The organism is Flavobacterium sasangense DSM 21067, from assembly GCF_000686885.1.
GTDB lineage: Bacteria > Bacteroidota > Bacteroidia > Flavobacteriales > Flavobacteriaceae > Flavobacterium > Flavobacterium sasangense.
The window spans coordinates 1-12,891 of record NZ_JMLU01000007.1; the positions used below are offsets into that span (position 1 = coordinate 1).

General features: G+C 34.2%; 15 protein-coding genes and 1 pseudogene. 10 read left to right on the plus strand and 6 right to left on the minus strand.

Annotated features, from left to right (window positions below; genetic code table 11):
- The 3 genes and pseudogenes from BP92_RS0106740 to BP92_RS0106750 all read right to left on the minus strand — a co-directional run.
- Nucleotides 1-225: pseudogene (locus BP92_RS0106740) on the minus strand (IS982 family transposase); the annotation flags it as partial.
- A 169-nt stretch (nt 226-394) separates the two neighbouring features.
- Nucleotides 395-571 carry a hypothetical protein gene (locus BP92_RS17095; RefSeq protein ID WP_160169119.1) on the minus strand — a complete coding sequence of 59 codons (177 nt, stop codon included), beginning with the start codon at nt 569-571 and terminating at the stop codon, nt 395-397.
- Nucleotides 572-590: 19 nt separating this feature from the next.
- Entirely contained in the window at nt 591-806 is a 216-nt protein-coding gene (locus BP92_RS0106750; RefSeq protein WP_026725363.1) for a hypothetical protein, read from the minus strand.
- 153 nt (nt 807-959) lie between these two features.
- Here BP92_RS0106750 and BP92_RS0106755 point away from each other — a divergent pair, with 153 nt between their 5' ends.
- The 10 genes from BP92_RS0106755 (at nt 960) to BP92_RS0106805 (ending at nt 9,403) form a co-directional block, all read left to right on the plus strand.
- The gene (locus BP92_RS0106755) at nt 960-1,694 is read left to right on the plus strand and encodes a metallophosphoesterase (protein WP_026725364.1); all 735 of its coding nucleotides are present in this window, start codon (nt 960-962) and stop codon (nt 1,692-1,694) included.
- Between the two features lie 39 nt (nt 1,695-1,733).
- Nucleotides 1,734-2,231, plus strand: coding sequence for a DUF6646 family protein (locus BP92_RS0106760; RefSeq protein ID WP_026725365.1), 498 nt, complete (start codon nt 1,734-1,736; stop codon nt 2,229-2,231).
- Between the two features lie 117 nt (nt 2,232-2,348).
- Complete coding sequence (locus BP92_RS0106770; RefSeq protein ID WP_026725366.1) at nt 2,349-2,924, plus strand: PhnA domain-containing protein; 576 nt, start codon at nt 2,349-2,351, stop codon at nt 2,922-2,924.
- Between the two features lie 461 nt (nt 2,925-3,385).
- On the plus strand, nt 3,386-3,664 hold the full coding sequence (locus BP92_RS0106775; RefSeq protein ID WP_026725367.1) for a T9SS type A sorting domain-containing protein: 279 nt from the start codon (nt 3,386-3,388) through the stop codon (nt 3,662-3,664).
- A 53-nt stretch (nt 3,665-3,717) separates the two neighbouring features.
- Nucleotides 3,718-5,124, plus strand: a complete 1,407-nt coding sequence (locus BP92_RS15900; RefSeq protein WP_051604411.1) for a T9SS type A sorting domain-containing protein — start codon at nt 3,718-3,720, stop codon at nt 5,122-5,124.
- A 130-nt stretch (nt 5,125-5,254) separates the two neighbouring features.
- Nucleotides 5,255-5,791 (plus strand): T9SS type A sorting domain-containing protein, encoded by a 537-nt coding sequence (locus BP92_RS0106785; RefSeq protein WP_026725368.1) that lies wholly within the window; start codon nt 5,255-5,257, stop codon nt 5,789-5,791.
- A 53-nt stretch (nt 5,792-5,844) separates the two neighbouring features.
- The gene (locus BP92_RS0106790; RefSeq protein WP_026725369.1) at nt 5,845-7,251 is read left to right on the plus strand and encodes a T9SS type A sorting domain-containing protein; all 1,407 of its coding nucleotides are present in this window, start codon (nt 5,845-5,847) and stop codon (nt 7,249-7,251) included.
- Nucleotides 7,252-7,673: 422 nt separating this feature from the next.
- Nucleotides 7,674-8,012, plus strand: a complete 339-nt coding sequence (locus BP92_RS0106795) for a type II toxin-antitoxin system RelE/ParE family toxin (RefSeq protein ID WP_026725370.1) — start codon at nt 7,674-7,676, stop codon at nt 8,010-8,012.
- Between the two features lies 1 nt (nt 8,013).
- On the plus strand, nt 8,014-8,313 hold the full coding sequence (locus tag BP92_RS0106800) for a helix-turn-helix domain-containing protein (RefSeq protein ID WP_026725371.1): 300 nt from the start codon (nt 8,014-8,016) through the stop codon (nt 8,311-8,313).
- A 262-nt stretch (nt 8,314-8,575) separates the two neighbouring features.
- Nucleotides 8,576-9,403, plus strand: coding sequence for a hypothetical protein (locus BP92_RS0106805; protein ID WP_026725372.1), 828 nt, complete (start codon nt 8,576-8,578; stop codon nt 9,401-9,403).
- 81 nt (nt 9,404-9,484) lie between these two features.
- On the opposite strand, the gene amaB is transcribed toward BP92_RS0106805, so the two are convergent.
- From amaB to BP92_RS0106820, 3 genes are all read right to left on the minus strand, one after another.
- On the minus strand, nt 9,485-11,035 hold the full coding sequence (amaB, locus tag BP92_RS0106810; RefSeq protein WP_394331852.1) for an L-piperidine-6-carboxylate dehydrogenase: 1,551 nt from the start codon (nt 11,033-11,035) through the stop codon (nt 9,485-9,487).
- Nucleotides 11,036-11,130: 95 nt separating this feature from the next.
- On the minus strand, nt 11,131-11,670 hold the full coding sequence (locus tag BP92_RS0106815; protein WP_026725374.1) for a 3-hydroxyanthranilate 3,4-dioxygenase: 540 nt from the start codon (nt 11,668-11,670) through the stop codon (nt 11,131-11,133).
- A 94-nt stretch (nt 11,671-11,764) separates the two neighbouring features.
- The gene (locus BP92_RS0106820; protein ID WP_026725375.1) at nt 11,765-12,883 is read right to left on the minus strand and encodes an endonuclease/exonuclease/phosphatase family protein; all 1,119 of its coding nucleotides are present in this window, start codon (nt 12,881-12,883) and stop codon (nt 11,765-11,767) included.
- Nucleotides 12,884-12,891: the final 8 nt, after the last annotated feature.

Below are 12,891 nucleotides of genomic sequence, written 5' to 3' on the forward strand. Positions count from 1 at the left end.
AAATTGACTACGCTCAATTAGATTGGAAATTTCACCTGGTAGTAGCTGTTTGAAAAGTGAATTTTCGCTGTCTATTGACATAAATTCTGCTGTCAAACTCAAGGCAACTACTTCTATGTCAGACATTTTTGGCTTTCTGCCAATTCCTGATTTAAAATCCAACTCAAAATTCAAAGAACTTATAACTTCTAATACTCTAAAATAATTTTTAACTATATTTGTCATAAATGTTGGTTGTTTTGCGACTTCAAGATACTGATTTTCAGTATCTTGACCAACATTTTTTCAATTTATTTTACTTCAAATAATTTCACCCAACGGGTTAAATAAAGTTATAACCTGTTTCAATTAAAAAAAATTGCTTATAAACAAAAATACTATTTAATGATAATTATTAATCTTTTTTTACAATTATTATAGGTGTTCGCGAATTAATTGCTCTTTCAACTTTGATTTTTTCTGTTTTTTCAATTTTATAAGTCATAACTTTTTCAATTGAATCGTTCTCTACATTATTTGACATCGTGGACAAAAAAATAGAGCTTACTATTAACACAACTATTGTTTTCATTTCTTTAATATTTTAAAAATTAATCTTTTCTAATTATTATTACTATAGGCGTTCCATCTTCAGCAATCGTAGCATTCTGAGTTTCTGCTACATCTCCTTCTGTAAATTGTTGATTTTGGATATTTTCTGTTACTTTTACACTTTGTTCAAGTGCAGCATCGTACTCATCGGTTGTACATGAGAAAAAAGTAATTCCTACTAATGCTAAAGCGAATAATTTAACTGAATTTTTCATAAGATTTTGATTTTAAAGGTTTTGTTTATTTGTTTGCAATGGGTTTATTAACTTGAAATACAAATTTAGATACACTACGAAAATTAATTGCTGTAGTTTTTCTGCATATTTTTCTAAAAATTGAATAAAAATTGAATAAAAATTGAATTATTTATGAGAAAATTCGTACTAGGAGATATTCATGGTGGATTAAAAGCCATTCACCAAGTTTTAGAAAGAGCTAATGTTACTAAAAATGACACTTTGATTTTTCTTGGAGACTTCGTAGATGGTTGGAGCGAATCGCCAGCCGTTTTAGATTTTTTGATTGCATTACAAAAAAAACAACCTTGTATTTTTATTCGTGGCAACCACGACGAACTTCTATTAGACTGGCTATTAGGTAATAACGAAAATATTGATGAAAAATTGTGGTTTCAACACGGTGGTGAAGCTACTGTAAAATCATATCAAAATATTGACACTGAAACGAAAGAGAAACATATTCATTTTCTACAATCGCTTCAAAATTACTATTTAGATACTGAAAACCGATTGTTTATTCATGCTGGTTTTACGAATATGAAAGGTGTAGAACACGAATATTTTAAACCGCTTTTTTATTGGGACAGAACCCTTTGGGAAACCGCCCTAGCTCTTGATCCGAATCTTTCTAAAGATGCCATCACTTATCCAAATCGGCTAACTATTTACAAAGAAATTTATATCGGGCATACTCCAGTTACCAAAATTAACGAAACGATTCCAGTTAATAAAGCTTGTGTGTGGAATGTAGATACCGGTGCCGCTTTCAAAGGAAAACTTACGATTATGGATATCGACACGAAAGAATTTTGGCAAAGTGATGCTTTACCTGAGTTATATCCTAACGAAAACGGAAGAAATTAAAAAATTGTATCTTTGTATAATAATAAAAAATCGAAAGCTATGAAAAATATTCTGACAGTAATATGTTTGTTTGTTACAATTCAAATGGCAAATGCGCAAGTCTTTAAAGGTAAAGGAGATACAAAATTCCAAGTAGGTGCCAACATTCAGGAAAAAGGAACTGGAGTAATTGCTACGTATGATAGAGGAATCGGAACTAATATGTCGTTTGGTTTTACCTCATTATATTTATTAGGAATTGAAGAAGTTGCAGGCGAAAAACCAAATTTTGACGACCGTTTTGATCTTAGAGCCCGTTTTAGTGCCAACATTGCCGATGTATTTGGTATTGAAAAACAAGTGGATATCTATCCTGGATTAAATATCGGAATTAAAAATTTTGGAGCACATTTAGGCGCTCGCTATTTTATTACCGATGGTTTCGGGTTGTATTCTGAAATCCAGTTTCCAATAGCACATTACGATAACAACCCAGTTGGATTTGAAAAATACAACAATCAGTTTAATTTCTCTATTGGAGCAAGTTTTAATCTGTAAAGCATTATTCGAATTTATTTTAAAGCAACTCCTCAAAAAAGTTGCTTTTTTTTATGCTGTTTTGTTACAATTTATACCTTTGCTTCAAATTATTTATTTACGTAAAATCCATTCAAAATGAGTGTAATAGAAAAAAAACTGAAAGACCGTAGTGGTTCAGTTTGCGAAATTAGTGGTACCGAACACGATTTAGTTGTGTACACGTTGCCACCTCACACTGCGGAAAGCTTAGAACATTCGGTTTTAGTTGCGAAACATTTAAAAGACCAAATTGAAAACCTAGAAACCATGAATGAAAACGACTGGAGAGGGTTATCTGAAAGTATGTGGAATGAGCATTTGCCGGTTCAAATTTTATCTTGGCGCATGTTAGCGCGTTTGAAAAACAACGATTTGCTTGACATGATGTACTTAGATGAAGAAGCCTTAGAATGGGCAAAAGCAACAGGCGAAGGCGCAGAAGAAGACGAAAACAAAATTGTACATAAAGACAGTAACGGCGTTATTTTACAAGATGGCGACTCGGTAGTGTTGATTAAAGATTTAGATGTAAAAGGCGCTACTTTTACTGCAAAACGTGGAGCTGCTGTGCACAACATTAAATTAGTTTGGGACGACGCAAACCTTATTGAAGGTAGAGTGGAAAACCAAAGTATTTACATTTTGACGCAATACGTGAAGAAAACGAAGTAGTTTTTAATGTGCCAATGTGGCAATGTGATAATATAAAACCCTGCAAATTTGATTTGTGGGGTTTTTGGTTTTTGATAACTTTCTGTTACCATTAAGACAACTTAAATATTTAATGCTATATCCGTGTTATATCAGTGCTGTAACAGTGCTATATCTATAAAGAAAACACCAACTTGACTACTTAATTATAAAAGTTGACTTTACTTTTTTTAGTTACAATTTGTTATCTTTGATTGAAATGAACCACGCGAAAGGATTCGCGCGGGAGCGGGGGCACGGAATGTAATTCCGCGCTATAGGTTTTTCTATTTTCTACGAGGCCTTTTTGATCATGCTTATATAATTAGCATTTTAATAAATATTTCACTAGCTTTGTTTGAAGGAACTTGTGGGCACGGAATGCAATTCCGCGCTATCGGGTATTTGAAGTAGATATCCCATGGTGTAACTCTTCAAGTAAAATGAATTACGAAAGTGAAGATAAGCTAGTAAGTACTAATAGTTTTAGTATGTATCCTAATCCAGCTGCTACCCAAGTGACGCTTGCTTATACTATGGAATTAGAGGGTGCCACCTTAGAAATTTATGATTTGACAGGCAGAAATATTGCTAAAAAAGCCTTATCTTCGGCTGATAAGGAAGTCACTTTAGCGATTGACTCTTATCCTGCAGGTATTTATATGTTAGTTGTAAAACAAGCAGGTGCTATCTTATGGCAAAACAAGTTAATTATTAAATAGAATAACCCTAAACAGGTACGCTTTTAGCGTACCTGTTTTTAAACTAAGAAATTATGCTTAAAAAAATTACTTTATTCTTTTTATGGGTATCTGCTTCTACTTATGGTCAATGTTATAATGGTTTTCAAATTGGCGACTATCATGTTGCTTCTATCAAATCAGATGGCACTCTATGGGGGTGGGGATTAAGTGATATAGGACAATTGAGTAATACCCTTTTTTCAAATCCTACTCCTTTTCAGTTATCTCCTGCAACAGATTGGTCTAAAGTAAGTGCTGGAGACAATAATACTTTTATTATCAAGAGCAACGGTACCTTATGGGCTATGGGAAAAGGAAGTTATGGACTTTTAGGTAATGGTTCTACTACCCAATCAAATCCAACGTTACAACAAATAGGAACTGCTGCTAATTGGCAAAAAATATCCGCATCGACCGATATGACCATTGGATTAAAAACAGATGGCACCATTTGGGGCTGGGGGCAAAATGATCAATATGAAATGGGGAATAATACGTGTTGTGCTAATCAACTTACTCCCATTCAAATTGGTACAGCCAATCATTGGGTGGATATTGAAACTAGTCGAGGCGCCTCTGTTTTTGCTTTAAAAAATGATGGTACTATATGGGGGTGGGGATTGAATCTTGGAGGTTTATTAGCTGATAATACCGTTATGGCTCGAAGTGTTCCTACTCAATTGAATACGGATACCGATTGGGCTAGTATTCATGTAGGAGCTGCTCATATTTTAGCTTTAAAAACCAATGGCACCTTGTGGTCTTGGGGGGGGGGGGAATATGGCCAAACAGGCGATGGTTTGTCTCCTTCATTATATCGTTCGTATCCAAGACAAGTTGGAACAGATACTTGGTCTAAAGTATTTGCTGGTTGGAAAGTATCCTTTGGGATTAAACCAGACGGTACTCTATGGGCTTGGGGTCGTAATGATGTTGGACAATTAGGAATAGGTAATACTACTAACCAATTTACTCCTGTTCAATTGGGTACTGATACTGACTGGGTTGATGTTGTTTCAGGTGGGGCTGGTAATGACCAGTTTACTATTGCTACAAAATCAGATGGTACGGTTTGGGCATGGGGAGATAATCAAGTGGGGCAATATGGTAATGGTACCGTTGGAAATCCGGTTTATGTACCTACCCTAATGACGGGGCTTTGTGCTACCTTAAGCACTGATGAATTTGAACAAGAAAATGTTTTTACGATGTATCCCAATCCTGCAAAAGATGTGGTAAATTTAGCTTATAATTTAACTGATGCTAATGCAACTTTTGAAGTTTTTGATGTAACTGGTAGGTTGATTCAAAATGTGGCTTTGAATTCTGTTACAGGAAGTAGTGAGCTGAATGTTAGTGCTTATCCTGCTGGGGTGTATTTGGTTTTGATTAAGCAAGGAGCTGCGGTGGTTTCTAGTAGTAAGTTGGTTGTTGAGTAGCGGGTTACGAGTTTTAGGTTTCAAGTTTCAGGTTGTTGACTAAACTGCGTTTAGTGAGGTGCCTAAGGTTAGGAGATTCCTAGCAGGCTCGGAATGACAAGAGAGTAAATACTTGGAAAACAGCAAAATAATGATTTATAGTGGTATGACAATTCCTTATCAAGTGACATTGAGTGAAGAGACGAATCAAGTAGTACTCCTCCCTTCTTCGTTTACCTTACAACCAGGACAAAATGTAATTCAAGTAACCGTTATTCCACAAAGTCCTTTTAACGGAGGTGTATTGACTTGGATTTTGCAAGGAACAGTGCCTTACAAAGAAGTATATGAATTGTGTATCACTAAATTTGATGTTGATGTTGCAGGATGTGATTCTACTGGAAAAATGGCTAGTGTAGATAAGAATGAAGTTAATTCTAACCCAACTAGTTTTAGTTTGTATCCTAATCCAGCTGTTACAGCCGTAACCCTTTCTTACTCTCTAGATTTAGAGGGTGCCACCTTAGAAATTTATGATTTGACAGGCAGAAATATTGCTAAAAAAGCCTTATCTTCGGCTGATAAGGAAGTCACTTTAGCGATTGACTCTTATCCTGCAGGTATGTATATGTTAGTTGTAAAACAAGCAGATGCTATCTTATGGCAAAACAAGTTAATTATTAAATAGAATAACCCTAAACAGGTACGTTTTTAGCGTACCTGTTTTTAAACTAACGAATTATGCTTAAAAAAATTACTTTATTCTTTTTATGGGTATGTGCTTCAACTTTTGGTCAATGTTTTGATGGTTTTCAGATAGGAAGCTATCATGTTGTCTCTATTAAATCAAATGGAACTTTATGGGGTTGGGGTGAGAGCGATGCTGGAAACTTAGGAAATACCAATTCCATAAATTCTTCCTCTTTTCAAATAGGGTCATCTACTGATTGGTTGAAAGTAAGTGCTGGCCCATACAATACTTTTATTATTAAAAATAATGGTACTTTATGGGCTATGGGAGATGGAAGGTACGGACTATTAGGTAATGGTTCTACGACTACAATAAATCCTACTTTACAACAAATCGGTACAGCTTCTAATTGGCAAAAGATATCCGCTTCATCTGAAATGACTATTGGTTTAAAAACCGATGGGACCATTTGGGGCTGGGGACAAAATGATGAATATGAAATGGGAAATAATACGTGTTGTGCCAATCAACTTACTCCCATTCAAATTGGTACAGACAATCATTGGGTGGATGTTGAAACTAGTTTGGGTGCCTCTGTTTTTGTTTTAAAAAATGATGGTACTATTTGGGGATGGGGATTGAATCTTGCAGGTTTATTAGGTAATAGTACTGTTATGGCACGAAGTGTTCCCACTCAATTGAATGCAGATACCGATTGGGCTAGTATTCATGTTGGCGCTGCCCATATTTTAGCCTTAAAAACCGATGGCACCTTGTGGTCTTGGGGGGGGGGGGAATATGGCCAAACAGGCGATAATTTCCCTTCATCCTATTATAGAGACACTCCAACTCAAGTAGGCACTGATACTTGGTCTAAAGTTTTTGCTGGATGGAAAGTATCCTTTGGAATTAAACCCGATGGTACCCTTTGGGCTTGGGGACTTAATGATGTTGGACAATTAGGAATAGGCAACACCACTAATCAATTTACCCCCGTTCAAGTGGGTACTGATACCGACTGGGTTGATGTGGTTTCAGGTGGCGCTGGCAATGACCAGTTTACCATTGCTACAAAATCAGATGGCACGGTTTGGGCATGGGGAGATAATCAAGTGGGACAATATGGTAATGGTACTGTTGGAAATCCAGTTTATGTTCCTACCCAAATGACGGGGCTTTGTGCTACCTTAAGTACTGATGAATTTCAACAAGAAAATGTTTTTACGATGTATCCTAATCCTGCTAAGGATGTGGTAACCTTACAATACGATTTAACAATAAACAATGCTACTGTAGCCATTTTTGATGTAACTGGTAGGTTGATTCAAAATGTGGCTTTGAATTCTTTTTCAGGAACTAATGAGTTGCATGTGAGTTCTTATCCTGCAGGAGTTTATTTGGTTTTGGTTAAGCAAGGAGAAGCTGTGGTTTTTAGTAGTAAGTTGGTTGTTGAGTAGAAAATTTCGGGTTGTGGATATTTTTTTTACACCGAGCTACACCGAGTTTTTTTTGATAATCTTTGTCATTAAAGAGTTACACCGAGGCGTTACACTTTATATCTTCAGGTTACGAGTTTTGGGTTAACTTTTTTGTAAAAATTATCTTAGTAGCTTTGTTTTGAAGTAGATTGTGGGCACGGAATGTAATTCCGCGCTATCGGGTAACTTTTTTGTAAAAACTATCTTAGTAGCTTTGTTTTGAAGCGGATTGTGGGCACGGAATGTAATTCCGCGCTATCGGGATTGCATTCCGTGCCCACAAAGAAAAACAAAAACCCTGCAAATTTGATTTGTGGGGTTTTTACTTGATTATCAACAACTAATTATCATAATTAGAAAATTAATTTGGAAAATGTTAACTTTTAAGATAACTTTGCGGTATGATTAGAAAAATTATTTTTCATGAAAATCACTTTATTAGCTTTTACCAAAACCAAGATGAAAAGGTAAAAACTAAGATTTTATATGTTTTAGAATTAATTAAACAAGTGGATCGTGTTCCTGAGAAATTCCTAAGACATTTAACGGGTACAGATGGTCTTTATGAAATAAGAATAGAACACAAATCAAATATTTACAGGTTGTTTTGCTGTTTTGATGAAGGTAAATTGGTGGTTTTATTTAATGGCTTTCAAAAGAAAACACAAAAAACACCCAAAGGAGAACTAGAAAAAGCATTAAGATTGATGCAGGACTATTTTGAACAAAAAAATAAATAAGATGAAAAATTACGAAAACATAAAATCATTTGACGAGCTAATTGAAGTGGAACACGGCAAAATAGGAACCGAAAGCCGTAACAAATATGAAGAAAACTCTCAAATGTTCATTATTAGCGAAATGCTAAAAGAAGCCCGCAAAGAAGCAAAACTAACACAAGAACAATTGGCCGAAAAAACAGGAACAAAAAAAAGTTATATCTCAAAATTAGAAAACGGAAAAGGAAATATTCAACTTTCTACCCTAATTCGAATTTTTGAAATTGGTTTAAACAAGAGAATTGGTTTAACTTTTTTGTAAAAATTATTTCAGTAGTTAGTTTTGAAATGGATTGTGGACACGGAATGCAATTCCGAGCTATCTGAAAAACCAAAATATTTATATTTTAACACAATACGTGAAGAAGACGAAGTGATACTTTTTGTCATTCTGAACTTGTTTCAGAATCTAAAAAGAGAAGCTGAAACAAGTTCAGCTTGACAGAATGATAATAGAAAACCCTGCAAATTTGATTTGTGGGGTTTTTGGTTTTATAATAAAATCTTACATTTACAAAAAAAGCATGAAAAAAACATATCTTTTATTCTTATTGTTCTTTTTAGAAATTTGTTTTTCACAAATACCAGTTGAGTCCTATAGAAATGAAATATCAAGTTTAAAATCTATTGATGAGGTAAGTATTTATTGGGATAAACTTTTAGATATAGATCAAAATGTTTTATTGAATGAAAAAGATTTAATAAAAAAGGATTCTATCTCAACAAGTTTAATGATAAGAACAATTTTAATGTTTGAGTATCATAATGAAAGCACCTTTAGATTGTATAAAATTGCGCCTGTTATGAATATGGCACATTGTAGTAATTCAAATTCAGCAAAACTATTTTGGCCAATTATTGAAAAATATAAAGTTGTAATTAATCAAATAATGAAAAACTATCCTGCGTATCCATTAGAAAGCATTAGTTTAAATTATTACGGATATTCTTTATTAAATCAGGATAAAATTTATGACAACCTTATTTCGAAATTACAGAACACCTTTTCAAATGAAGAATTAATTTCAAAATTAATAACGTCTCACAAGAATTTTAAAGCTTCTCATTCATTAAAAGAGATAAAAACAATATTTAAATGGCAATTCCAGCCTTTTAAAGACAGGAAGGAAGAAGGTTTTTTCGAATTTGTAAAAATGTCAAATGGGAAATTGTATAAAAGAACGGATGACGGAATTTTACAGAAAATTAATTTGATTTCTAAAAAAGATGGTTTCAAATATTATCAAATTGAAGGAGAACCTTTTGGTTGGATTTATAAACTTGGAAAAAACGGAAGCTTAACTTTGTTAAATGATGATGAAATTCTCATTGAATACACAAGAATAGATTAATTCAATACCAACAAAAAACCCTGCAATTGCAGGGTTTTTCTATATCCAAAAGTAACTAATTACTTTTCACTCTTCGCTTAATTAAAAATCAAACTTAATACCTTGTGCTAATGGTAACGCTGTTCCGTAGTTAATGGTGTTGGTTTGTCTTCTCATGTAGGCTTTCCATGCATCAGAACCTGATTCACGACCACCACCTGTTTCTTTTTCTCCACCAAAAGCACCACCAATTTCAGCACCCGAAGTTCCAATGTTTACGTTAGCAATACCACAATCTGAACCGGCAGCAGAAAGGAATAATTCCATTTCTCTCATGTTGTTCGTAAAGATAGAAGAAGATAATCCTTGAGGAACTGCATTTTGCATTTCGATAGCTTCTTCAATTGTGCTGTATTTCATTACGTATAATACTGGAGCAAATGTTTCGTGCTGCACGATTTCGAACTCGTTTTTAGCTTCGATAATACATGGTTTTACATAACAACCGCTTTCGTATCCTTTTCCTTCTAAAACACCCCCTTCTACTATAACTCTTCCGCCTTCTGCTTTTGCTTTTTCGATAGCGTTTAAGTAATCTTGAACCGCACCTTTATCGATAAGTGGTCCCACGTGATTGTTAGCATCTAATGGATTTCCAATTTTTAACTGCGCGTATGCTTTTGCTAAAACGTCTAAAGTTTTATCATAAACACTTTCGTGAACAATTAATCTACGAGTTGAAGTACAACGTTGACCAGCTGTTCCTACCGCTCCAAATACCGCTCCAACCAATACCATTGATAAATCCGCTTCTTTAGAAACGATAATCGCGTTGTTTCCACCTAATTCTAGGATAGTGTTTCCAAAACGCTCAGCAACCGTTTTTGATACGTGACGACCAATTCTTGTAGAACCTGTAAACGATACTAATGGAATACGTTTGTCATTATTAATTAAATCTCCAGACTCGTTACCCACTACTAAACAACTGATTCCTTCTGGTAAATTGTTTCTTTCTAATACAGTTTGAATGATGTTTTGACAAGCTACACCACATAAAGGTGTTTTAGAACTTGGTTTCCAAATACAAACATCACCACAAATCCAAGCTAACATCGTGTTCCAAGACCAAACCGCTACTGGGAAGTTGAAAGCCGAAATGATTCCAACAATTCCAAACGGATGCCATTGCTCATACATTCTGTGCATTGGACGCTCAGAGTGCATTGTTAATCCGTGTAATTGACGTGATAAACCTACTGCGAAATCACAGATGTCAATCATTTCCTGAACTTCTCCAAGACCTTCTTGATACGATTTACCCATTTCAAAAGACACTAATTTTCCTAATGCTTCTTTATTTTTACGTAATTCTTCTCCCATTTGACGCACGATTTCTCCTCTTTTTGGAGCTGGAACCAAACGCCATGTTTTGAACGCTTCTTCTGCAGCACTCATAGCTGTTTCGTAATCTTCTTTTGTTGAAGATTTTACTTTTCCAATTAACTCACCAGTAGCTGGAGAATATGATTCGATAATTTTTCCGTTAGAAAACCACTTGGTTCCAGTAGAAGTTCCTTCGTTAATTTCTTTAATGCCTAATTGTTGCAAAGCTTCTTGCATACCAAATTGAATTGCTGCTTCAGATATCATTTTATAACTTTTTATTCGGTTTTTGTTAAATTTTCACAAATGTAAAAAATATATTTTAATAATTGTGTCTCTCAAGTTACACAGCTATTTTTTAACTATTTCTTGGTCGTAAACTTAGGATTGGTTTCCATTACAGTGCCACATTTTTTACATGTTCTTTTTTCTTCCGAATTGTAGAACGTACTGAAATGAGGTAAAAAGTCTTTTTCAATGTCGTGTAATTCGAAATAGACTTCGTGTAATTTATGATTGCAATTATCGCAAAACCACAACAAACCATCATTGAATCCTTTTCCCGCGCGCTTTCTTTCGATTACCAAACCTACTGAACCTTCTGTCCTTGCTGGCGAATGCGGTACTTTGGCAGGATGCAAATACATGTCGCCTGGCCCTAATTTCATGGCTTTCTTTTCACCATCTTCCTGAATAAAGACGGTAATTTCTCCTTCTAATTGATAAAATAGTTCTTCGGTTTCATTGTAGTGATAGTCTTTTCGGGCATTGGGTCCACCCACAATCATTACAATATAATCATCTGAATCAACATATAAATTCTTATTACCTACAGGTGGTTTTAATAATCCTTTATTATCTTCAATCCACTTTTGCAAATTAAACGGTTTTCTTATTGCCATCTTTTTTGAATTTAAAAACGTAAAGTTACTAAAAAGAAAAAAGGTTAGCCGCATTTTATTGCAAACTAACCTTATTAAATTATTAAGACTGAAATTACTTCACTTCTTTCACTAGATAAATATAAACCGGGAAGTGATCTGAAAATCCTGGAACTCCATTTTGATTTCTCAGTGGATATCCTTTGTATTGTCCTGTTTTTTGGATTAAGAAAGGTTTGTTGTAAATTCCTGCTTTCCAATATTTGAATGAACCATAATCGTTATTATCAGCTGGAATTAATTGCTGACTTACCATGATTTGGTCGAAAATATCACCTGAATCTCTATAAAACAATGAAGCATGTCCGTCTTTTGCCATTTGCTCAAACGGGTTATAAACATCTCTTGGTTCTTTTAATTCTGATTTTTTTAGTTTAGCACCAATACCTTGTTTTACACTTTTATTGTACGCTCCGTCATTTAAATCTCCCATAGTAATAAACTTAGCTTTTGGATTGATTTTGATGATAGAATCCATAATTTTTCTATTCAATCTTCCAGCAGCTTCTCTGTATGGGCTACTTTTTTTCTCTCCACCAGAACGTGATGGCCAGTGGTTAACAATTACGTTAATTTCTTCTCCGTCTAATAAACCAGTAACCAAAAGTTGATCACGTGTATAAATACGTTTTGTTTTTTTATCGTAGTTTACATTTTCCTCAACTTCTTTTTCTTCTTCTTTTGTACTTTTCTTATCAGAAGTAGTTTCTGTTTCATAAACATACAACGGCACATTTATGTAACTAGTTGGCTGAAAATACTTTTCTTGATATAAAAATCCAACGTCAATTCCACGTTTGTCTGGAGAATCAAAATGGACTACTTTGTATCCTTTATTAATTAAAGTAGGATGCTTAACTAAGTCTTCTAGCACTCTTCTGTTTTCAATTTCACAAGCGCCAATAATTACTGGAGAATTTTTTTGACTTTCGCTTGTACCTAATTCGATAAGAACACGACTTAAGTTATCTAATTTCTTTTGATAATTCTTTTTTGTCCAACCATTTACAGGAGTATACTCTTCATCATAAGTATCTGGATCATTAATTGTATCAAATAAATTCTCAAAATTGTAAAATGCCACGGTATGCACTTTAAATTTTTTATCCTGTGAAACAGCACTATTTACAGACAAAATCACAGTAAAAACAGCCAAAAGGTGTTTAATTTTCATAAATCAAA